The organism is Bacillus sp. AR2-1 (assembly GCF_008368755.1).
In the GTDB taxonomy this organism is placed as follows: domain Bacteria; phylum Bacillota; class Bacilli; order Bacillales; family Bacillaceae_G; genus Bacillus_A; species Bacillus_A wiedmannii.
On the sequence record NZ_QORY01000009.1, the window covers coordinates 31,160 to 55,268 of the forward strand.

14 protein-coding genes and 2 pseudogenes are annotated in these 24,109 nt (G+C 31.3%); 6 read left to right on the forward strand and 10 right to left on the reverse strand.

Annotated features, from left to right (window positions below; translation table 11 throughout):
• Nucleotides 1–314: 314 nt before the first annotated feature.
• The 5 genes from DT250_RS13465 to DT250_RS13495 all read left to right on the forward strand — a co-directional run bounded on the left by DT250_RS13465 (nt 315) and on the right by DT250_RS13495 (nt 8,575).
• Nucleotides 315–1,145 (forward strand): alpha/beta fold hydrolase, encoded by an 831-nt coding sequence (locus DT250_RS13465; RefSeq protein ID WP_149213134.1) that lies wholly within the window; start codon nt 315–317, stop codon nt 1,143–1,145.
• Between the two features lie 289 nt (nt 1,146–1,434).
• Nucleotides 1,435–2,703, forward strand: coding sequence for a glycoside hydrolase family 5 protein (locus tag DT250_RS13470; RefSeq protein ID WP_149213135.1), 1,269 nt, complete (start codon nt 1,435–1,437; stop codon nt 2,701–2,703).
• Between the two features lie 560 nt (nt 2,704–3,263).
• Nucleotides 3,264–5,873, forward strand: coding sequence for a putative mucin/carbohydrate-binding domain-containing protein (locus DT250_RS13475; protein ID WP_149213136.1), 2,610 nt, complete (start codon nt 3,264–3,266; stop codon nt 5,871–5,873).
• Between the two features lie 255 nt (nt 5,874–6,128).
• Entirely contained in the window at nt 6,129–6,677 is a 549-nt protein-coding gene (locus DT250_RS13485; RefSeq protein WP_149213137.1) for a fascin domain-containing protein, read from the forward strand.
• Nucleotides 6,678–8,239: 1,562 nt separating this feature from the next.
• Complete coding sequence (locus DT250_RS13495) at nt 8,240–8,575, forward strand: hypothetical protein (RefSeq protein ID WP_149213139.1); 336 nt, start codon at nt 8,240–8,242, stop codon at nt 8,573–8,575.
• Nucleotides 8,576–9,050: 475 nt separating this feature from the next.
• Here DT250_RS13495 and DT250_RS13500 read toward each other — a convergent pair whose 3' ends face one another.
• From DT250_RS13500 to DT250_RS13535, 9 genes and pseudogenes are all read right to left on the reverse strand, one after another.
• Nucleotides 9,051–9,425 (reverse strand): hypothetical protein, encoded by a 375-nt coding sequence (locus DT250_RS13500; RefSeq protein WP_149213140.1) that lies wholly within the window; start codon nt 9,423–9,425, stop codon nt 9,051–9,053.
• A 688-nt stretch (nt 9,426–10,113) separates the two neighbouring features.
• Nucleotides 10,114–10,275 (reverse strand): hypothetical protein, encoded by a 162-nt coding sequence (locus tag DT250_RS31665; RefSeq protein ID WP_088065107.1) that lies wholly within the window; start codon nt 10,273–10,275, stop codon nt 10,114–10,116.
• Nucleotides 10,275–11,390 carry a response regulator aspartate phosphatase gene (locus tag DT250_RS13505; protein ID WP_097892001.1) on the reverse strand — a complete coding sequence of 372 codons (1,116 nt, stop codon included), beginning with the start codon at nt 11,388–11,390 and terminating at the stop codon, nt 10,275–10,277. The genes DT250_RS31665 and DT250_RS13505 overlap by 1 nt, the downstream gene beginning before the upstream one ends.
• 1,006 nt (nt 11,391–12,396) lie before the next feature.
• Nucleotides 12,397–13,223, reverse strand: a pseudogene (rfbG, locus tag DT250_RS13510) (CDP-glucose 4,6-dehydratase); the annotation flags it as partial.
• Nucleotides 13,220–13,402: pseudogene (locus DT250_RS13515) on the reverse strand (DUF1796 family putative cysteine peptidase); the annotation flags it as partial. The pseudogenes DT250_RS13515 and rfbG, both read right to left, overlap by 4 nt.
• Before the next feature lie 409 nt (nt 13,403–13,811).
• A complete protein-coding gene (locus DT250_RS13520; RefSeq protein ID WP_149213141.1) occupies nt 13,812–14,939 on the reverse strand; it encodes a Ger(x)C family spore germination protein in 1,128 nt (375 codons plus the stop codon).
• On the reverse strand, nt 14,936–16,039 hold the full coding sequence (locus tag DT250_RS13525; RefSeq protein WP_149213142.1) for a GerAB/ArcD/ProY family transporter: 1,104 nt from the start codon (nt 16,037–16,039) through the stop codon (nt 14,936–14,938). The genes DT250_RS13520 and DT250_RS13525 overlap by 4 nt, the downstream gene beginning before the upstream one ends.
• Complete coding sequence (locus DT250_RS13530; RefSeq protein ID WP_149213143.1) at nt 16,026–17,534, reverse strand: spore germination protein; 1,509 nt, start codon at nt 17,532–17,534, stop codon at nt 16,026–16,028. The genes DT250_RS13525 and DT250_RS13530 overlap by 14 nt, the downstream gene beginning before the upstream one ends.
• Nucleotides 17,535–18,389: 855 nt before the next feature.
• Entirely contained in the window at nt 18,390–19,433 is a 1,044-nt protein-coding gene (locus DT250_RS13535; RefSeq protein WP_149213144.1) for a Fic family protein, read from the reverse strand.
• Nucleotides 19,434–20,903: 1,470 nt separating this feature from the next.
• Between DT250_RS13535 and DT250_RS13540 the strand changes: the two genes are divergently transcribed.
• On the forward strand, nt 20,904–22,280 hold the full coding sequence (locus DT250_RS13540; RefSeq protein ID WP_088063493.1) for a lytic polysaccharide monooxygenase: 1,377 nt from the start codon (nt 20,904–20,906) through the stop codon (nt 22,278–22,280).
• 176 nt (nt 22,281–22,456) lie between these two features.
• On the opposite strand, the gene DT250_RS13545 is transcribed toward DT250_RS13540, so the two are convergent.
• The gene (locus DT250_RS13545) at nt 22,457–23,866 is read right to left on the reverse strand and encodes a phosphatidylinositol-specific phospholipase C (protein WP_149213145.1); all 1,410 of its coding nucleotides are present in this window, start codon (nt 23,864–23,866) and stop codon (nt 22,457–22,459) included.
• Between the last annotated feature and the right edge of the window lie 243 nt (nt 23,867–24,109).

Sequence of the window (24,109 nt, forward strand, 5' to 3'; positions counted from 1 at the left end):
TTTTGAAGAAATATTTAATTATATGTAGTAGAAATATGTTGATCGACAGAGAGAAGTAACAGCCTAATGTTTTTGAGGTTTCTAGGATATAAACGTTTTTATCTATATTAGAAAGTACAGGAAGAAAATGATGGAAGGCAAGCCTGTTATATCATATTCTGAATACATAAGATGTAAGAGTTGACTGTCATTTATCGTATATTCTAACGCATAGATAATTTAAAAGGTTTTCTAAACTTAATACAGAACTCTCTATAGTAGGTGGACATAATTTGGTTTGGATAAAAGTAACATGAAAAAGGAGAAAAATTCCGATGGAATGTTTAGTTGCAAAAGGTAGTATTTATTATGAAACCGTAGGTAATGGCTTTCCAATATTAATAATGCATTCAATGGGTACAGACCATAAATCTATGAAAGCTTGGATAGAGCCAATTTTTGATGAAATTCAGGGTTTTCAGAGAATATATATAGATTTACCCGCTCATGGTCGAAGTTTAATTGATGAAGATTTCAACTCTTCGGATGATATGCTTTTAAATATTTTGGATTTTATCAATATTAAAATTCCTAACCAAATATTTTCTCTTATTGGTTTTTCATTTGGAGGATATTTGGCACAAGGTATTTTGCATCATAGGCATAAAAATGTAAAGAGTATTTGTTTGCTAGCTACTGCACTTCATTTGAAAGAAAGAGATCTTCCTGAAAAAATAGTCGTGACAAAAGATGAAGATGCATTAAAAGAATTGGATGCTGATATAAGGATGGCTTTTGAAACATTGATGAATTATCAAAATAAAGAGAACCTTAAATACTTTTTAAACGAAATCCAACCTGGACGATTGTTAGCTAATAAAAATTTTTTAATGTCAAATTGGAGAGAGACAGGGTATTTTCTTTCTGAAGAACCACTTAATAATGTAGGTACACTTACACAACCTGCGCTCATCATTCTAGGGAAACAGGATTCTATCTGTGGGTATAAAGATCACTTCTTTCTTATAGAAAAATTTCAGAACGGTACGTTTTCCATTTTAGACGGTGCTGGTCATATGCTTCAGATAGAAAAACGAAAAATAGTACAAGGATTAATCGAAGCCTGGCTAATAAGGAGCAATTTGGTTTACAAATCAAGCGAGTAAATACAATTATTAACTTCTTTAACCAAAAATCAAGTAATAAATTCTATTTAATCTCATTTATTTTATTAGAATTATAAGTTATATTAAAAGTAGGTGCAAAAATGCACTATTTGAAAAAGAGTGCAAGTCAAAAAGGAATCCGTAAAGGATTCCTTTTTTGTTTTTTAGAAAATGAAGCAACTTCCTAATTATTTCTATTTTATTTATGAGTGTATGGCCTCCCGTTTTATAAACATAAAAGGTATTTTTGGAAAATTGCCATATTCCTGTAACAAAACACAGGTATGTTATGTGTGTAAAATATAAAGAGAAAGAAGGCAAAGTTGTGAAAAAATTTTTACCAATTGTTGCGTTGTTAGGCATGATGAATTTTGGAGTACAGGAAATGAATGTAAGAGCTGATACCTATTACAAGAGCGATTCAAAAATTAGTTTTTGGGATTCAAAAAGGAAGGGTACTAATTTCATGAATAGTACGTCATTACCTGAGAACTATAAAAGTGCAAAAGAAGCTAATATTGAATATGTTCGTTTAGCACCTGATAAATGGGCAAAGGATAAAGATTTTTTATTTGAGGATAAACCAGATACCTCTGGAAAGGATTTTCTGATAGGTAATGCAGATAACTATCAGGGATTAGTAAAGGAGGATTTAGAAAAATTAAAAGCGGATTTAGATGCCGCGCAATCGCAGGGAATGAAAGTTCTTCTTACAATGTTATCCTTGCCTGGTGATCGGTGGCGCCAATTTAATAATAACAAGAATGACGACAGAATATGGGAAGAAGAGAAGTATCAAGAACAAGCAAGTCAATTTTGGAAAGACCTTGCTTTGGAGCTAAAAGATCACCCTGCAGTGGTCGGTTATAATATTATAAATGAACCGCATCCAGAAACAGCTAAAAATAATAGATATAATGATTTTTGGACGGAAGATTATGAGAAATGGTATGCAAAAGTAAAAGGAACGACAGCAGATTTAAACAGATTTTATGAAAAGGTGATCAATTCCATTCGAGAAGTGGATCAAGAAACACCGGTTATATTAGATTCAGGTTTATATGCTACTCCATGGGCCTTTAAATATTTAAACCCAGTAAAGGATAAAAAAACACTTTATGCATTTCATATGTATGAACCATATGAATTAACGAGTCAAGGTGAAAAACAAAACAAGGAATATCAATATCCAGGATTAGTAAAAGTAGGGGATTTAGAGAAACCTGTAATGTGGGATAAACAGGGATTAGAAAAATTTTTAAAGCCGCTCCAACAATGGTCTAAGAAAAATCATGTACCATCTAACCGAATTATTGCAGGGGAGTTTGGAATTAACCGTACCGTTCCAGGAGCTACCCAATACATGCAAGATCTTATTTCTATCTTCAACCAAAAAGGTTGGCATAAATCATTCTATGCATTCCGTGAAGACACATGGACGGGAATGAATTATGAATTAGGAACAGGAAAAATAAAATGGGACGAAGAGGGGAAACCGATACGCCAAGATAATCCACTATGGGATGTAATAAAAAAAGATTTACAGGGGCATAAATAGTTTAGAATTCTTGGTTTAAGAACTAAATGTAAGCATCTAATTCAAATAGAATTAGATGCTTTTTATTTTAAAAAAGGTGGAGTTATATTAAAGATTCCGCCTTTCTTTTACATATATAGTAGCAACCTGGTTTATTTACAATAAACAATAAGATTCTTAGAGAATAGTTTAAAAAAAGTTAAGAAAGTTTAAATAAATGTGATTGCAATTATGTAAACCATTGAAGTTAAAAAACTTTTATGAATTTTTCGTTAGATTATAAGCTTTAAATGTTGAAATTTATTTACTTATTTCGCCAAATGAATACATTTATACAATTAGATGGAAGTTATGGGTGTTGAATCAAAACATAATAGTTTGTTATTGATGAGTTTATCGTAAAGTTGTTATTTAATGTGTCATCAAATAGTATTTGTATACAATGATAAATAAAGAAAAGGAGATTATTATGAGAAAAAATAGATTAAAAGATACAACATAGATAGCATGAATAGCTTGGGGTGTAAAAACATAAAAAACAAAAATCCTTAAGTGCATTAAGGAAAAATGAGGGAGTTAATATGGGGAATAATTCAAAACATAAAACTAGAAAAATACTTGCAGCCACTGCTACAGTAACTATGCTTGCAACTGGAATGATTTCTACAACAGATATCATTGCAGAGGAAACGCAGCAGCAAAATAAAATATCGACATCACTTCAAGGTGAAAATTCAGTTAAATCAGAAAACAGAACGTATACAGTCCCAGGAAAAGGGGATGTTGAGGTACTGAAACAACAGGAAAGAAAAAGTATGGCATTTAGTCCATATGAACCGACTGGTTTATATGCAAAGCCAAATGAACAAATAACGATTAATGTAGAAGGAAATCAAAATATTCAAGCATACATTGGAACGTATTCGTATGATGCTTCTTGGAGAGAAGATTCTAAAATAAAATCATTTACATTAAAACCAGGTATAAACACAATCCAATCGCCAAATGGAGGAATGATTTATTTTTACAATAAACAACAAGGTGGTACCATTCGAACAACGGTCACAACTGGTGGAACGACTACTCCTCTCTTTGAACTAGGCAAGCATACAAAACAAGATTTAATAGACATGCTGAACCAATATCCAAATGCACATGCAGTGGAGCTAAAAGGAGAACGGGTATTAATTACGGCCAGCCTTGCACGTGTTAAGAAATATTTGCTAGGTTCTAATACAGATCCTGTACAACTCTTAAAAAAGATGGATGAAGCTACCCGAATTCAAGACAAAGTAGCTGGATTATCCGAAGAACAAGCAGACAAGCATTATATTCATTACGTAGAAGAAAATCATTCACCAGATTATTATATGTATGCGACTTCTTATCGAACTGCATATGTAGGAGATGCAATTCAATACGTGTTAGATATCAATAAATTTATAAAAGATGGTTGGGGTCCTTGGCATGAGGCAGGGCATTTGAGACAGCAATCACCATGGAAGTTTTATAATATGACAGAAGTACAAAATAATATTTACAGCCTTTCTGTAGAAAAAGCATTTACATCTAATCAACCTTTTAGATTGCAACAAGAGGGCGCTTATACTAAGGCATTTCAATACTTAGAACAACCTAATAAAAATTATGACGAAGTTAGTGATGTTTTTGTTAAGCTTGTTATGCTCTGGCAACTACAATTAGCATATGGAGAAGACTTCTATCCTAAACTGCATCAATTGTATAGAGATATGCCTTCTAATGAACTTCCACAAACTGATGAAAATAAAAAACAATTATTTATGATCTCAGCATCAAAAGTAGCCAAACAAAATTTGATGCCTTTCTTTGAGAAGTGGGGATTACGTCCAAATAATGATACCATTCAAAAAGTGGCTGCATTAGGATATCCGATTTTAACAGCAGAGATTTGGAAGGGCACGGATTCTAATCCGATTAAACCAGATGTCCCTAATACAAATAATATTTTAGAAGGAAGCCAGTTTGCATGGTCAATGAAAGGGATTAGTGATTTCGAGTTTGCTAAAATCAATTTCAGTAAGTCAACAGAAGAAATGCAAGTGGACTTAAAAGCAGGAATACCGCATCACTATTTTAATGAAACATATGCGAGTATTAAAGTACAAAATGCATCAGGCAAAGTAGTATACAATAAAGACATTTATGGAAACAAACAACAAAATGCTGAATCGCAAAAAGTTCCAGTCAAAGTAGGAGATTATATTGAGTTAACACATCAAGAAGGTGTGCATAGAGCTACTTTAACAAATGTAGATAACAGTAAACAAGAAAGCTTTGGAAAAAAAGCAATGTACGAAGTTACAAAAGAAGGCCTGAAAAAAGTAGAAAAAATGCCAGAAGCAACAATTTTAGATGGAAATCAATTTGCATGGTCACTAAAAGGAATAAGTGATTTCGAGTTTGCTAAAATCAATTTCAGTAAGTCAGCAGAAGAAATGCAAGTGGACTTAAAAGCAGGAATACCGCATCACTATTTTAATGAAACATATGCGAGTATTAAAGTACAAAATGCATCAGGCAAAGTAGTATACAATAAAGACATTTATGGAAACAAACAACAAAATGCTGAATCGCAAAAAGTTCCAGTTAAAGTAGGAGATTATATTGAGTTAACACATCAAGAAGGTGTGCATAGAGCTACTTTAACAAATGTAGATAATAGTAAACAAGAAAGCTTTGGAAAAAAAGCAATGTACGAAGTTACAAAAGAAGGTCTGAAGAAAGTAGAAAAAATGCCAGAAACAACGGTTTTAGATGGAAATCAATTTAGCTGGTCTTTAAAAGGATATAGTGATAGAGAAATTGCAAAAGTAAATTATAATAGGGTAACAGAGAAAATGCAGGTGAATTTAGAAGCAGGCGTACCACATTCTTATTTTAATAATACGTATGCGAGTATCAAAGTACAGAATTCATCCGGTAGTGTTGTGTACAATAAGGAAATAGTGGGAAATAGACAGCAAACTGCTGAAAGCCAAACTGTGCCAGTCAAAGTGGGAGATTATATTGAGTTTACCCATATAGAAGGGGAAGCAGTGAATGAAAAGACTCGTGCTACACTTACTAACCTTGAGAATAATAAACAAGAATATATAGGCAAAAAAAGAATTTATCAAGTTACTTCAATGGGATTAAACAAAATAGATTAACATGAAAAATATTCGAATTTTTAGTTAGATGCTTAATAGTCGTTCATTATGAACGGCTATTTGGCTTTTATTTAATATAAAGTGAAATTAATTTTAAAAATATGTTTGAGGACTGAGTGATGTTTAGGTGCTGTAGATTTGAGAAAAAAGAAACAGAATAATAAGGTATTTGTTGATAAAGACTCTCTTGTATTACAATATTTTACATATTTGGTATGATGTATATGAGTGCTATATATTAAGGGAGGAATGAGAATGAAGAGGTTCATAGCTCATGCAAATGGTAATAAGATCTTTAAAAAGTTAGTTTTAATGGTGTTACCAATGGTTCTAATGATAATGATGATAACCCCATCGAATGATGCATTGGCAGCCAACCAATCAAATGCAAGTTCACTAAAAGGTGTGAATCTATTTAATGGAAGCTGGACTGTTGCTATACAAGCTGCAAATTTACAATATGTGTCTGCTGAACCATCGGGAAATGTAGTAGCAAATCGTAGTGCAATTAATGAATGGGAGAAATTTGAATTAATTCCGACTGGGGAATTATATACGTATGCTTTAAAAGCGAAAAGTAATGGCAAGTATGTTTCGTTTGAGCCAAATGGTAGAGTAGTAGCAGATCGTACATCAATTGGGGCATGGGAAAAATTTATCTTATATAATGGTGGAGACAATAGGATATATGTATTACAAGCGCTAAGTAATGGTAGATTTATATCAGCAAATGGCGGTAGAGAATTAACAGCTAATAGTTATGTAGCTGGAAGCTGGGAAAGATTTGTTATTGTGTATTTCTAAATTTTGAAGTGTTTGATATATAAATAATAATGACTGGTTTAGTTCATATGCATGCTAAATAAAGAGTTAAGTACTTAATACAAGTGTATATTAAGGTGTAAAAAGGACTGACTGCAAGTAATTGTCAGTCCTTTTTGTATGTTAAATAAGTAATTACGGAGGATATAATGAGAAGAAAAAGAACCCTATTGGGTTCTTTTTCAAGGCATATTAACAGTAAGGAGAATCATGAAATGCTACTTCAAATCTTTATTAGGGGAAAGATTTTGAAAAAGCTTAACATACATCTATTTTTACATAAATGTAAGATATAGTAAATTGATAATGTTTTTACTTACTATTACTAATATTCAATTAATAAAGTTAACACCATGTGTATAATGTTAACTGATGTTTAGTGTAGTATACATTTAGAAATCTAGTATTAGATTATAATTGTCAAAAAAGCTAATAGATTTATCATTTCAAATTCTAACTAACATTTAAACGATTTTAATTGAAATGGGGTGTGTATTAACTCTTATAAGCTAATGAAAGTAAATAAAATAAACAAAGACCCTGTAAAAAAATACAGGGTCGGATACAGGGTTAAGGGAACGCATAGTTTCTTAAAAACATAATAGCATATATATTTTGTGTAGCTATATGAGGATTTTGACAAAATTAAGAACAAGACAGAAAATCTTTGAGAAATCAAATATAGTGGTGGAAATATGATTAGGAAGTGAACTATTTACATGTTAATATAGATGAAACCTTTTGAGCGCCGTGATCAAAAGGTCATTGAATTAGAGGTTTAGGTTAGTGAGATAATTAATCTTCCTGAAAAAGAAAAATGTTTTTTAGATTAAAAGAAGAAAAGACACCTTTTGGGTGTCTTTTCTTTTTGTATACAGCTCACATATTGTTGAATTAGATACGAAACCATAATTCGACTATGAAATAAACAACATAAGAAATTTTAACATAATCTGGACTGAAAAAAATATGTAATAGTGCATCTTTAGTTTTCAATTGCTGTATTGGATATAGAACAACAATATAAATAAAAAGGGCATGCAGTCGTATCTGCCGCCCCTTTTAGGAGGAATTCAAGACACCAATAGAACACGTATTGGTAAAAAGGCTCAAAAATAGTATATGTAAAAAGAAAAAGTCCTATACCGAAGGTGGACTGAGCCGTATCTTTATTACTTATTTAAAAATTAAATTTCATTCTTTTCAAAATCAGTACGGTAAACATATGGTTTGGAATGAATTTGGAAAAAGTATACATGAAAATGGCAGACAACAATTTTGTCGTCTGCCAGTGCCAATGGACTGAATGAGTTAGTCAATTACTATATATTGGCTACCTCATTACCAGAAGAGTGAAGCCGCTAGTTCAAACGGCTTAAACCTAGTTTGTCTAATAAAGAAAAAATTATGAGTAGAAATTTTGTTTGCTCTATATGAAAAGATAATTAGATATTCATCAGACAAGGATAATACAGCATATCTTGAATAGGGTGTAGGAACGAATTAAGGAAAAGAATGTTATTAGGGAAGGGACTGAATCGGGAGTGGGAATTTCGGACAGGATTTGGGGAGCTGTGGTTGCCTTTGGTATTGCGACTAATATCACTGCTTGTATAATGGCATTATACATTCAAAAGTATGAGCTAATGATAAACTACCTTACAAATATTTTATTTTTAATAATTATAGCGATAACGTATATTAAGATGAAAATTAACAAGTGGGTGGCGTTAGGATTTACGTTAGTTGTAATGGAAAAAGGTATTAAGGCAGGTTATGACTTCTACACACATGATTACTATGGTGTCAGTTGGAGTTTAGCTATCATTGTCTATTGCATATACGAGATGAAAAATTATTATGTTGAAACAAATAAATAGCTGCAAAAAATAAGGGTTAGTAGGCTAAAGTATACAATTTTTTTGAACAATGATATTACGATCCTGTTTTTTACTTCAAGAGCATAAAAAAAGACGCCATAAGGCGCCCCAAAATTGGGTAAATGAGGTTTTAGTTTTCCAATCTAAAGAAATTATGTATCAGCTCACAATGAGATTATATCATAATATATAATCAAAATAATATGCATTATTACATATCCGAGTTTAACAAAAGTAAGATGAGAGTAAATTAAAATATTATAAAAAAGACACTACAAGAGTGTCTTTTTTGGGGAAATACTCTATAATTAACTTTGGGGAAGGTAATGTTTGAGTATTCGTTTAGCATTATCTTTATATTTGATAAACCATGAAATCGAAAGATTTTGTGGTTTATTTTTTGAACAATAGATATTACAGTGTTAGCAGTGAGCTATTGATTATTATAAGCATTGGGAGAGAAGGGATTAAAAGTCTAACATCGAATAACGGTTCCGGAATATAGTGTTGCGAAATGATCTCCCATATCCCAAACGGTACTTGCTTGTATATAGCCCTTAAAGCCTTCTGAAGAATAATAAATCTCTTTTGGTATACTTTCTTTAGTTTGGAAATGTGCTTTAGAGTACTTTACATAATGATTTTTAATAACTTTTGATTCTGGAACAATAGTGTTTTTTTGTTCCAATGTTTGCCTAGCACTAGAAGGTGGTATGAATCTTACAGTGTCTTGGTAATTATGATCTAAGGTGTCAGCCTGTACACTGTGTGAAGGCACAAGGACGCTTAAACCACTTCCAGCAATTAATGTTGCAAATGCTAACTTTGAGAATTGCGTTAATCTAATCATTTTATGATCTCCTTTTCATTATTTTGTAAGGTATCTCCTTACACCTCACAGTCTATATCCACTACCAAAGGGTGTACATACATATTAATAGACAAAATTCTACAAAATACCTCATGTTTTTTGGGGTTGTGTATAATAATCCAATGTTTAATAATTTATCAGAAGTAAAAAAGTAGGTCTTATATAAAAGAAAATGAATAATTTATGCAGAGAGTGTATATAAAATTATTGTTTAAATATTCTAAAATGAGTTGATAAAGATGTGGGAATTTTTTTAGAAAATAAATGATTTCAAAGATTAAACTTGGAAGTTAGATTCTCTTTTAAGTTTATTTTTATAGTATTATTCACATGTGTGAATTATTAAGATTTAAATATAAAAAAGTGAGAAAAATGATAAACATTCTTCTCACTTTCATCAATTAGGGTGGCATATACATAAATATGCGTTTAAAAGGATTTTCGGATGAAAAATCCACATGAATAGTATAACAAAATATTTAAGGCTATTCACATGTAATATTGCATATGTAGAGTCGGTAGTTATAATAGCTAGAGTGTTTCCATTATTATTTAACAGATTTTCCTAAAAGATTCGCCTTCCTTAAGCTTGTACAGGTTGATACGTGAGAGATAAATTTTGATATGTAAAGCCCCTCCATTCGGAGGGGCTTTACATACACTTACATTAAGTTTGTTGTGGTGCACCACCATGATCGCCAACACTATATGTGGGAGCGGGGTAATGTCCATGGGTAGCAAACTGATCCGCTTTAGAAAATTGAGAAATTCCCACCGTTAGAACCCCAATAAAAGCAATACCCGATAATAATAGGCTGATTTTTTTCATTATTTCAACACTCCTTTTTCGATTGATTTTCGTCTTGCTTGGTAACAAATATGGAAATAGTCACTTACCTTTTGGTGGTTCTCTAATTGTCTACATTTTGTGGCAAATAATTCGGCGTATTCGACAACATATTCCCATAATTCTTCTTCCTCAAAGTATAAGATTCCTTCTTGAATGATTTTTTCTAATTCTTCAAGTGGAATATTTTCATTTAATCTTTTTAAAATAGAGAAGTGGTGTGTGTATTCTTCATTATGAATTCCTCTGCAAATCTGTAATCCCTTATCAATGAGTTTGCTAGCTGCTGATTGTTCTCCTAATTTATAATGTTCCTTAGCTTGTAGGAAGATAGCCTTGAAGTGTGTAGGGATTTTTTCTGTTACTTCTGAAAGGTGACGAATAGCTAACGTAGACATACTTTGATCAGAATACAGCCACCCCATAGTACTTTTTACGTATAACAAAGAATCTTCTTCCTTATTATTCTGTAGTAATTCAATTGCACAATGTAGATATTCTTCTGCTTGTTCGTACTGCTTTAAATAGATACAGCAACCACCTAGCAAACTATTACAAAAGGCTGTTTTTACTTCATAACCTTCATACTTCGAAAAGATTGCCCTTGATTTATTTGCGTATTCGATAGAAGCGAGCATGTTATAGGTATGGTGATAAAAAGTAGCAATTCTATAGTAGAATTCAGCGTGTTCAATTTCATCTGGAATGTTTACTAATATCTTTTCTGCCAGTTTATAATGTTCCTCTGCCTCAGTAAAACTTGATATAAAAGTGGAATGAATGGATTTAAAAAAGTGATAATAGAAGCGTAGAAAATGGTCTGTAGGCATATCATAATCACTAATAGCATCAAAACTATTTTGTTGAATACCGAGGCTATCTGTTAAGACCGTGTAACGAAATTCAAGTAGTGAGTAATAAAGTAACAAATTTTGATCCTGACGTTCTTGATTTGGCTCAATGCTTAACTTATTAATTTTTTCATCAATCTTCTTTTTTAGATTAGTAGCTTTTATAACTTGTTGAGATAGCATAGATCGATACCAGTCGTTCAATAGAGAGGTTAATTGCTCATTTCCCTTTACTGAAACACTCACTATATACGCCCCCATCCTATAGAAATATCTTAATCCTATATAATTGTAACTATCATAGCAAAATAGAAGAAAAAATGGAGGTATTTTACAATGTTTTTCAATAAAATTCATAAAAAACAATCAATTTATGTCGAATGTACTTAGAATTTAACACAAATGTATAAACTTTGCGTATGTAAATAAGAAGAGAATAAAGAAAGAAAAAAACTTGTAGAAATTCCTACAAGTTTTTTTAGATAATGTAAAAATGTGAAACAATCTCATTACTCGTAACAGGGAAACTATCTTACTTATGGCTTGCTTTCATTATATAACGAGTTTTAGCATTTAGAATTTTTGTGTTTGAAAATTATGTGAATTTATGCTGAAGATGTACTATTTTAAGGATTTGTTCTCGCTGTGATTAAGACAAATTAAAGAAAGGTAGTGGAAAAGGCGCATAAAAGGGAAAATCTCCTTTAAACGTTCTAAAAGTTATTTGTCTGTAGAATAAATAGTTCATGAAATTATCCCCATTGGTGAAAGTAAATGAGAGACTCAATATATAAGTAAGAACTTTGGGGGAGTATATACCAGAAAGGTATAGTTATAAAATTGTTAAAGCTTAGTATAATTATCGAGATTTTCACTTTGTTTGCTTTTCTAATAGGATAAGTTGAAGAAGATAGGAAGTTTTTCTTTGAAATAAGCTTTTTTGATAGGAAAAAGTTTTTTTCATAACTAGAACAAATAAATGAATAAGTTCATATACTGTATTGTCGTTAAAGTAAGACATTATTCTCTCTGAACCAAGGAATCACTAGCACAATATGTGATTCCTTGGTTCTTAAGTATAATGTCTATGAGTAATTTGAAATAACCGAAGAAATATAATCTTTGTTAATGGGCAGTCACAGGATTCTAGGTATAATAGGTTCACAATTTAGACTATAAAAGTTAATGTCTCTTTAGCTAAGAAGACTCCCTCCTTAAGAAACAAGCAGTGAGTATGAGTAAGGGGGGTAGTTTAAAGTGCGGAATATTGTTTGATTTGGTTAACACATAAATTTAGCATCTCTGTACTGGTGTAAGAATTATAATGTTTATACCATTCTATTGTATTTTCTAAAGTCTGTTGTAGGGACCACCTCGGTTGCCAATTAAGCTTGAATTTTGCTTTACTAACGTCAAGGTTTAGTAAATTTGCTTCATGGAAATTCATTGGACCCATATTTTCTGTTGTCCAATCCCCGCAACCCAAAATATCTAGTAAACTCGTCACTAATTTTTCTACTGGAACAATATTGTCTAGGGATGGTCCGAAATTCCATGCACCTGAAAAAATAATATCATTATTAATAATTTTTTCTGTGAGGAGTAAATAACCGCTTAAGGGTTCTAATACATGTTGCCAGGGTCTAATAGCAGTAGGATTTCTAATAATAATCTATTTATTCGATTCTAATGCTCGTATACAATCAGGAATAATCCTATCTATTGACCAATCACCACCACCAATTACATTACCAGCTCGAACGCTTGCAATTATTTTCTTGTGGTGAGAAAATTTTTCTTCTGAAAAATAAGAATTTCGATAGGAAGAAATTAAAAGCTCACAGCATCCTTTACTTGAACTATATATGTCATGACCGCCCATAGGATCAATTTCACGATAACCCCAAGGCCATTCTTTATTTTCATAGCACTTGTCACCATAATTCCTATTTTAGCTGATTCATGTAATCGAATTGCCTCTAGTACATTCATAGTTCCTAGAACGTTTACCTCGTATGTTTCTCTAGGATATTCATATGAATACTTAACTAGCGGTTGTGCAGCTAAATGGAATACAATAATTTTTCAAATCGATTTTGAAGTAATCTGTTTACATCTGAAAGTGATGGATAATAAAACCAATCTAAAGGTCCAGAAAATGTTCTTAAATGGTGCCTTTTGATTTGGTTAGTAACTTGGCACAATCCTCCTAAACTTACAATTAGGCCATAGGATTTTTGTATATCCTCTAGGTTCATCCTCATCATCCTTTTTAGAGAATAATTTAAATTATCTCTTCAGTATATGATGCAATAATATATTGATGTGGACCTATATATCAAAGTAGATAAAGCCAATCATACAAACTTAAAAAATCAAAATGCCTAAGGTAAGGAATTTAATCTTTGATGTTATATCATGGAGTTGCCATTGGAATGAAAGTGGTAGGGAGATTACACGAGGGTTATATATTCTTCAGCAACCTAAATTAGAAACCTGTCCTTGTTTACTTCAGTAAAATTTTAATCCTTTTAAAAAATCCTTAGATAAAAAAGAAAAATCTATTGGTTAGTATTTAACCAGTAGATTTTTCTTTGAATTAGCATCTTTTACATAATAATTATTGAAGATGGAAAATTCCAGTAAGAAATGCTATTAAATACTAGACTAATTTCTAATGGTCCCAGTATCTTTTATTTTGACGTGTGTTTTTACATTTATTTTAGCCTCTGCTAACGATTGTAACCAATCTCCTTTTACTTTTTTCCACTCTTTATATTGAAAGGCTCTAGCGTATAGGGATAATCCAATTGGATCAATTTTATTCTGCTGTATTTGATTTAATATATTTTGTAAATTATTATTAATTTCTTTTTCAATAGCACTTTTTAAATTATCTATATTTTTTTTATTATCATAGTGCCCCTTCATTAAATTCGGATTGGTTTTTTCTATTAAAGCTACATTGGCATTGATATCGAGATTAAATATAAACTTTCCGTTTTGAAAAGTAACATCTACCTTCCTTGTCGCATTCTGTATGAAGATAGAAGTGTTTGTTTTTTTGTTAAATTTTTTAGGAGGAAGCGCAAGGTGTAGTATCATTCGGCCGTTACTTTTTGGCTTATTTATAATATTGAAAAATTTAACATTTTTTTTAGGGATATGAGTTAAATATTTCCCTCGGCGATTTAAAAATGCAATTCCTACTGTGTCGATTTCATTCTTTGTTTTTTTGATAATTGGAACAGTTTGCGTCATTCCTTCTTCATTTTGTTCTCTCATTAATTGTTGAATTGTAGAAGAGACGGATTGGTTATTTTGAATTGAGGATTCGATTACACCATTTATATAAGATGAAAGTGATGGTTTACTAGGCTTGTGAATTTTAAAAATTTCTTCTGCAGGTCCATCTACAAGTACTACTTTAGCATTAATGGTAGCGTAAGGATCACGGTAAGAAGAATCAAGTTCCTGCAACCAATTTGTTTCTTGCGCTAATTTTTTTCCAATTAAAATGATTTCAGCTTTGGAAGCTGTCAGATAGCCCGTTAACTTCGTATCTATCTTACTGAATCCAGTATATACAGTTGATGCTTGTGTCCAATGTTCTATAGTACTTTTTGGCTGTTTATGATGAAAGAGTGGTATACTTGTTCCAACTTTTATGTCTCCATTAGAGGTTCTATCCAGGCCAATTAACAGGATTAATGAAACCTTTTCAAGAGGAATTCTCTGACTACAACCAATTATATATACACAACAAATTACAATCCATATCCATTTTCGAATCAAAGTTGTTTCCTCCTAGTAATCCAAGTAAAAAGAATACTGTAAGCGAAAAATAAGATTGGTAATAGAATAAAGAAAATGACATTTAAGATATCCATAAGAGAATATATAAACAAATATTGATCTACATCGGGATTTACGAAAATAAATAGGCCAACTATAAATAACATAAAAGCAAGCAGCGCCCAATTTCGGGCGTTTTTTTGAAGGGATATGGTCATAGATTTAAAACTGAAAAATAAATACGGATATAAAGTAGTGGAGAATACAATTAAATAGTAAGCGATATAAATAATTTCTAATCGTTCCATGAAAGAAAAACGAACCCCTTTTAACAAATGAAAAACGGGCCAAATTACGTCTTTTATCCCCTCGGGACTAAAGTATATATAAGAAAGAATAGTCACATATAGATAGAAAACCATGGTTACAGTATTAGCTATTAGTAGTCCTTTTATGGCCTTTTGTTTTTTTTGTAAGAACGGATATATATAATATGCAATTTCTAAGCCAGCATAAGGAGTAATAGTTTCTTTTGTTGCCTTTAAAATAGGGTATAACCCCTCTTTAAAAATAGGTAGTAGGTGTAAAGGGTTGTAGTTACTCTTTAGTGAAAAAAGAAGAAATAGTGGCATCCAAGTAGTGAAGAAGAAAACAAGCATAGAATAACTAGTAAGAGCCCTTAACCCACTCAGAGCTAAAATAATAAAAGGTAATAGTAATAATATGGTGATTTGATAAGCAGGAGTGGAAGGGAATATCCACACTTTTACAATATCAGTTGCTTTTAATAAAGTATTAAAGCCAGCCAAAAATAGATAAAAGGCATATAAAAGAAAAAGAATTGTCCCTATCCATTTACCAAAGTATATTTTTAAGATTTGCGAGAAATTTTTGTTAGGATTTTTTTGTAACATTAATATAATAAATACACCGATTATAGAAGTAGTTATCCATCCAAGAATGATCGAAATCCAGCCATCTGTCCCTGCCGTAGTAGCAAGTGGGCTTGGCATAATTAACATACCAGATGCAAGTTGCAGCGAATGAATGAAAATAATGAATTCGAATAAAGTTACTTTTTGGAACTTAAGATTCCCCATGTGAACCACCTTCTTTTTTCTTTCTTTGTTTCGGCTGTCCTGTACTCGAGCGGCTGGTAAGCATAGAAATAGGAAATCTTACAAAAGAGTCTTTTAACTCTTGGAGACGAAATGGTGCGATTGGCAATCCGTATGGTGAACCATAAGATGTTAGTGAAACAAAATGAGCAAATAAGAGCATTAATCCACTAACAATACCTACAATCCCATAAAAGTAAGCTAATAACATCATTGGAAAACGAATAAGGCGTATAGAACTCGATAAATCATAATTAGAAACAATAAATGAAGCAATGGCTGTAATAGATACGATAATAACCATAACGTTACTAACAAGCCCCGCTTGAACAGCCGCCTGTCCAATTACAATCCCTCCAACAATTCCAATGGTTTGTCCAATTGGTTGCGGTAAGCGAATACCAGCTTCACGTAGCATTTCTAGTGTGATTTCCATTATAAAAGCTTCCAATAAGGGAGAGAATGGGACTTTGACTCTTGATGTTGCAATAGAAGTGTATAAATCTATAGGAATGATTTCAAAGTGAAAAGAGACTATAGCAATATAAAATGCTGGTAAAAAAATAGCTATAATAAATCCTGCAAATCGTAATAAACGAAAAAATGATGCAACGAGCCAATGAATATTATAATCATCTGGAGTTTGAAAGAATCCAATCAAATTCATTGGAACAATCATTGCGCCAGGAGATCTATCCATTAACACTGCTACTTTTCCATCAAGTATATGATTTGAAATGGCATCTGGGCGTTCGCTTAAATAAGCCTGTGGAAAAGGAGACCAATTTTGATCCTTTGTAAAATTGGATAGTTCACCAATGCTTAATACAGCATCTGTTTTAATTCTACAGATTCTGTTTTCTACTTCTTGGACTACATCTGCGCTCGCAACATCACCTAAGTAGATTAAATAGACTAAAGAAGTGGCTCGTTCTCCAATCGTCAGCTTTTTGATTTTTAACTCTGTAGAAGGGAGATATCGACGAATTAAGCCTATATTTTTTGTGGCATTTTCAATAAATCCATCATGGGATCCTTTAATAGTAACTTCTGAAATCGGTTCTTGAATTGCTCTTTCTGCCCAGCCTTTTGTATTTATTAGAAGTGAGCGCTTTTCTCCTTCCATAAATAGAACACATTGACCTTCAAGTAATCCTTCTTTAATTTCATTCCATGTATATACTATTTTCGTATGAGTAGCAATAATATTAGAATTAAATATTTGACTGTCTTCACTTACCTTTTGTAATAATGGGGTAACAACATTTCCTTTTAAAGCGACACCATCTGTAAGGCCTTCAAAATAATATAGTAAAATATTCGTGTGAGTTTTTAATTGCAAAGGGTGTTCAATTAAATCGGCACTAATATCAAAGATATTATCTAAAGTATTTTTAAGTTCTTTTAAGTTACTTGTTTGGATTTTTTCAATGGTATTATTTGTTTTAGTTTCTATGGTCTCTTCATTTAAGGACAATATTGACACCTCTTTAATATGTAACGATTAGTTGTATTTATTATTTTTATTTGGTGGGATTTTATTCACAAATTTAAACAAATTGGGAATAAAAATTAAAAATTGAGAGCATAAAAGTAGAGGTGATTTGTGCGCAAATCTAAGTATCAAGTTAGCATTGAAATTTGAATGATTATAATAAAAAAGAACCCTTGATGGGCTCTTTTTCATAGTTGATAAATATGTTCTCAACAATAGATGGCAATTAAGGTAATAATATAGATGTCTTTAAGTTAATCAGTTGAATTTTTTAGGAAGAACTTTTTTCATATCTTAATGCTCGATAAAAAAGGAAATTACATTTATTTGGGTGTTCTAGTGTAATTGAATTTTGCGCGCTAATAAATTTTGTTTAGGGACAAAATGTTTTTCTGAATTAACAGAAATATTGGTGCGCAAAATTCTTATTGGTTATTATGGTAGGTATCAAATATTTCTTTGGCCTTATTTTCTTGATATTACCGTACGTTTATATGTTTCTAAGGGAAAGAAATACTTTCAGTTTTGTTACCATCTATTGTTTGATTAAGATGGTAACATGAAAATGAAACGTTTACAACCAGAAAATAAAGAAAAAATATTAAATTACGACTTTTTTCGACAGTTTTTATGTGTTAATATCTAATATTTTTATAGGAAAAGGTGGAGGGAAACGTACCTTTTCCTATAAAATGTTGTTTAGGAATTAGAATTAATTAAAGTAGTAATAATAGCTTAAAATTAGAATGTAATTCAATGAACTTAAGCCCAAAATCATGGGAACGATTGCTAACGTTATAATTGAATTTTTGAGCTGTAAGAGTTTTAAAAATATGATCAAACTTTAGTCCACTTTGCGTTCCTTCCTTTTGTAACTAACCTAATCTGGCCAAATAATTGCAAGGAATTTAAAGCCTTACTAATTGTGCTCTCTGCAATGTCTGGATATCTGTTACGAATACTTTCCTTAGTAAAGGGTTGTTTTTGTTTAAGTATAAAATCCTGAATTCTTTCAACTTTAGTATGTTTACATATAGAATCTAGAACGGTGTTATGCAGATCTTTGTAAGCCTCTAATATAATAGTTAAAAACGTTTTTAACCAAAAGCTACTATTATGTTCCTCGCAGTACCAATTTACCGAAGATTTATAAATCGAATTGTAATATTCTGATTCATTTTTCTTAATATATTTATCCAAACATACGTATTTTACAAATGTATGTCCACTCTTAATTAGCAGCAACTGCATTAACATAAATGCTAGCCTGCCATTACCCTGATTGAAAGGGACTATGCAATAAAAATTTAATATAAAACGAGCTATTAATAAAAGCGAATGTAGCCCCTTACTAGTATTTAATGAGTTGTATTGATCACATAATTGCTCCATAAACTGTGGGATAAGTTTATGTGGAAGAATGCGGTAACTATTCAAGTGCATTCCATGCTCGGGAATACCTGGAATAATAAAAGGTTTTTCACGCCAATTGGCACTGTCAGAGGTAATGTAATGTATTAGTTGAAAATGTAATTCCTGTATAGTTGCTGGATTAATTGATAAAGTACAGGAGTTTTTATGTACAAAAGAAAGTGTTTGATAATAACAAAAAATAGCATCTTCCGAAATGTTCTGAGGTACTATATCATCTAAAATAAGTTCTTTTAATCTTTTATGAGGAACTTTTATATCCTCATAAATAGTAGTGAAATTTTTTATGTAATGTAACGGTATAGTTTTTTCTAAACTATTAAATATTTCAGGGTTTTGTTCCTGATAAGCAGCTAATTTTCCTTTGAACTCGCTAATTTCACTTATTAAATTGATTAACCTCCTTTTTAATTCAATATTTTTATACTTATCATCAAAAAAGTCTCTCATTTTTGTTCCCCCTGTAACCCCTTAACACGTTGTTGCATACATCTTTCCATTCTAAAGGTATTTCATGACATCATTGTGAAATAACGACATTTTTGTTTTGATTTTGATCGTGTTTTAGAATCTGTATTTTCATTTGAAAATAAAAATATAGGAATTATAAAGAAGAATCGTTAGGATTCAATTTTAATAGGCATAATCCTAACATCAAATGTACAAATGTACAATAAAAAAATAAAAAACATAAAAGAATCGACTCATTTGAAAGATTATTAATTAAGTGTGAGTATAGATGTGTTTTAGTTTAAGTGTAAATATTGAAGTGGTAATAAAGTTTTCATGGATGAAAAAATAGATAAGTCATTAATTTGTGACAGTTATGTGCCTAATCTATTCATTTGCTATTATGAGAATTCTAAAATTAAATCTAAACGAGCTTAATTTTCTATATTTAGCATAAATATTAGGGGAGTAAGTTGATGAAATGTATCATTAAATATAGAAATATGTAACGTTTCATACTGGTATTGTAAAATATTTTGACATAAGTTAATTTAAATACTAGGTACAGGAACATGTAATAAAAATTCAGTAATGTACCCTTTAAACGTTTCACCCTAAAAACGTTAGTGAAAACCTCAAACATACTGAAGTTTTCCCTTTTGTTTCTGTACCTTATTAGGTAAAAATAATATAATAAATTGGTAGAAATTTATGGTTAAAATTGGATTTATAATTCTCTTTTCTTATCTTACATAATCACTCTCTTGATGATTTGTTTAAAATAAGGATTAATAGGGTAGGAGATGACTATTAAAAAGGACTATAAAGTTAAGTTGGACAAAACGATCAGGGAAACGAAAGGTTAATTTCGTCGTGTAACTGAGAAGCCCCCACTTTATGTTTTGCTAAGTGGTGAGTAGTTCATTTTGCCTGGTAATTTTATTATATGAGTTTGAACATTCTGAAGTAAATCAATATATAAATTACAGTAGTTATGTGGTTATAGGAGTAAATGTCTAAGATTAAAGGATTTGTGTGTATTCACCATGTGAATATAAGTAGGTTATTTATTGTATTTTTTAAGATTTAGAAAATATGCGTGAATTTAGCTTTAGAAATGACTTATTTGCAAGTTATATAATGGGAATGTGAAGTCTGGAAGAAACTGATATTATCAGTTCCTTCCAGACTTTTTTACTTTAAAACTGTATTTTTTTACATAAGGTTAAATATAATTCTTTAAATTAACATTTGAATTTTTTGTGAAAATAAGAGGGGTTTTCATTGCTCTATTAATACATAATGTTACAAAATAGACTTATTGTATTTATTTTATTTTTATATGAGATTAAAAATAATAATAAACGTACCAATGTATGAGAGATATTAGTATATTTATTAGTAATTTGTTCGTTTATCTCTATATTGCTATTATATTAGCGATAGCAATAATATATTGGGGGGACAAGAATGAATTTGAAATTTACATCTAAATTTGAAAGATTAAGAAAAAGTAAAAAAGGAATTGGTGCTTGTGTTTTAGCCGCAGGGGTGACGGCTATTACTATGATTCCTCAAAGTGCTTATGCACATGGATTTGTTGAAAAGCCAAGCAGTCGTGCTGCTTTATGTAGTCAGAATTATGGAGCGTTGAATTTAAATTGTGGAAATATAATGTACGAACCTCAAAGCCTAGAAGCACCTAAAGGATTCCCAGATGGGGGACCGATTGATGGAAAAATCGCTTCGGCAGGAGGACTGTTTGGAGGAATTCTTGACCAACAAACATCAAATCGCTGGTTCAAAAATACGATTAAAGGTGGAGCAAATACCTTTACATGGAAATATACAGCTGCACATCCTACAAGTAAATGGCATTATTACATTACAAAAAAGGGATGGGATCCTAATAAACCATTAACACGTGCTGAATTAGAACCAATTGGAACTGTGAAACATGATGGTTCTGCCGCATCAAATAATTTAACACATACAATTAATGTACCAACTGATCGCAATGGTTATCATGTTATTTTAGCTGTATGGGATGTAGCAGATACGTCAAATGCGTTTTATAATGTAATTGATGTAAATCTAGTAAATAATGAAACTCCCGATACAGTAGCTCCAAGTCAACCAACTGAATTAAATGCGTCTAAAGTTACTGCCAATAGTGTTGCACTAACATGGAAGGCTTCTACGGATAATATAGGTGTAAAGGAATATCAAGTGTTACGCAATGGGGAAGTAATTGATACGGTACCAGGTACAACATTTATAGATAAAAAACTAAAAGCAAATACGGAATATACCTATACAATAAAGGCGTTAGACTCTGCTGGAAACATATCAAAAGAAAGTGAAGAACTAAAGGTTAAGACAACAAATGAAATCCCAGATATAGAAGCTCCGACCCAACCGAAAGGATTACATAGTATGAGTACAACAGCGACCACTGTTGATTTGATGTGGAGTCCGTCTGAAGATAATGTAGGTGTAGACCATTATATTGTATATAGAGAAAGCTTTGGAGTTATGAATAAAATTGGGACAACGGCTAATACATCCTTTATGGATAAAGAATTAAAGGCTAATACATCGTATAAATATGTAGTGACGGCGGTTGATTTAGCTGGAAATGAATCTAGTAGAAGTGATGTATTAAATGTAGTAACAAAGTCAGAGGATTCCACATATGAAAAATGGGATGCAAGAAAAGCATATACAAAAGGTGATAGAGTAGTACATGAGGGAAAAGTGTATGAAGCAGTTCAAGATTATCAAGGCAATGGTGACACAAATTGGATTTTTGCCCTATCGCTTTGGAAGCCAGTTTTGAATAAATGATAAGTGGGCAAATGTAGTTAACATTTTTGGATTTTTCTTTGAAAATAAACGGTCGTTCAAAATATAAATTCTCGAATGGTTTAAATGATTTGCAAATAAATTTAATCTCCATCTAATGTTGACGAAATGAAATCGAAAAAGAATCCCAATGGTATTCCATTGGGATTCTTTATTTTCTAATTTGTAATCGCGTATATTTTCACAGTGAATTTGTTAGTGGCACCAATTGGACTTGCGATATAATATTTTGTATTTGTGTAAGCTTCAGTCCTAGATCCATGTGAAATATTTTTCCAACGAATAGAATCGGTACCTAGGGAAACATCAATCATTACATTGAAAGAGATAGTAGAAGGATGATCTATTTCTGAAGGCTCAATAACCCATTTTAATTCTTTGGTACCTGCAGGTAAACTATCAATTTTAAAGTTTTGACTGGATCGATTTTTTTGTCCGGATAAAGGACTAGATTCGGATGAAATTTGCGAAATTAATATCTCTTTTTCATTTGAATGTACACCATTTAATTTAATGATACTATCAATTAAACCTGGCCCAGGAAAATCAGCTGCGATAATACCAGAATGTCTAATTCCACCTTGTTGTAAGAGTTCAGTCCCAAGTGTATTCATCCCACCATAATATACTTGCCCATTTCTATCGCGAGGGAAATCACTCCAAGCATGAGTCGAATTCGTTTGAATCAACTTAGGGTTACTATCAGTATTTCTATTCTCTTTTCCGCTTGCAACAAACCAAGGATATACATTATTTAAAAATGCGGCTGCACCACCCGTACCACTAAAATGATTAAGATATATTTTTCCATTATTATAGTTAGTATTTGCACTTTGCAAATGATTTTTTATCGCATTCCATTTTTCATATATTTCGTCTGGTCCGCTTCCAATTTCAAATTTATCTTGAATATTCAATCCATCGTAATCAATACCGTACAATTGAGAGGATGTAAAGTTTTGTAAGATTACAATTTTTCCCCGGATATCTCCTAAAGTAGGGTTGTTTCTGTCTATAGTTGGTACGGAATTAGGATCCCAAAAATAGGAAGCATTATCGTTTTTATATTTTAAAAATATCTCCTCAAATGATAGGAATCCACTTTCGGGGGTAGTTTCTTCTTTTAAGCGCATTAAAATTGTTTCTGTCGGATAATCTTTCAAAAATTGAATTGCTTCTTTTAATACATCTTCAAATACTGCTTTTTGATTGACAATACCATGGTACATTGCAAAAGAATCTTTTACACGTTTAACGCGCATATCTACATATCGAATTCCAGAATTTAATTGTTGGGGTAGACTCATAGTTTGATTTCTTGTCAAATTTTCATCAAGAAAACTTGCTCCATGTAAAGCCATTGTACCATGAGTGCCTGGAATAGATATTTCACTTAATTTTGTTGAATCTGCAACTTCTGACATCCACGATGGATTTTGATAACCTATATTGGATTCATAGGAATAACCTGGATGACTATCAGCTAAAATTGTAGATGGTGTACTTAAACTTGCTAGTGTAAAACAAGTGAGGATGCTAACTTTAAAGAAATTTTTTATTTTGTTCATTTTATCTCTCCTAACCTTTAAACAATAGCTATAATAAGATGGTTTTTTACTATATTTATTGTTTTCTATTCCTAATGTAATGAATTTTTGTAATTGAAAAAGGGGTAGTAAGCTAACTTGAGATAGTATTAGTTTATTGTAATAATTTATATCTAATAGCCAAACGGATTTTTAAAGAATGGAAGCATAGATAGGTAAAAAATAAGCTTTTTGCTGTATTGTATACAAACAAAACAGAAGCCT

Excerpts from the sequence above, each read along its gene's own strand:
- DT250_RS13465 (WP_149213134.1), top strand. The coding sequence starts at position 315 with ATGGAATGTTTAGTTGCAAAAGGTAGTATTTATTATGAAACCGTAGGT.
- DT250_RS13470 (WP_149213135.1), top strand. The coding sequence starts at position 1,435 with ATGTGTGTAAAATATAAAGAGAAAGAAGGCAAAGTTGTGAAAAAATTT.
- DT250_RS13475 (WP_149213136.1), top strand. The coding sequence starts at position 3,264 with ATGGGGAATAATTCAAAACATAAAACTAGAAAAATACTTGCAGCCACT.
- DT250_RS13485 (WP_149213137.1), top strand. The coding sequence starts at position 6,129 with ATGAAGAGGTTCATAGCTCATGCAAATGGTAATAAGATCTTTAAAAAG.
- DT250_RS13500 (WP_149213140.1), bottom strand. The coding sequence starts at position 9,425 with ATGATTAGATTAACGCAATTCTCAAAGTTAGCATTTGCAACATTAATT.
- DT250_RS31665 (WP_088065107.1), bottom strand. The coding sequence starts at position 10,275 with ATGAAAAAAATCAGCCTATTATTATCGGGTATTGCTTTTATTGGGGTT.
- DT250_RS13525 (WP_149213142.1), bottom strand. The coding sequence starts at position 16,039 with ATGGGGAATCTTAAGTTCCAAAAAGTAACTTTATTCGAATTCATTATT.
- DT250_RS13535 (WP_149213144.1), bottom strand. The coding sequence starts at position 19,433 with ATGAGAGACTTTTTTGATGATAAGTATAAAAATATTGAATTAAAAAGG.
- DT250_RS13540 (WP_088063493.1), top strand. The coding sequence starts at position 20,904 with ATGAATTTGAAATTTACATCTAAATTTGAAAGATTAAGAAAAAGTAAA.
- DT250_RS13545 (WP_149213145.1), bottom strand. The coding sequence starts at position 23,866 with ATGAACAAAATAAAAAATTTCTTTAAAGTTAGCATCCTCACTTGTTTT.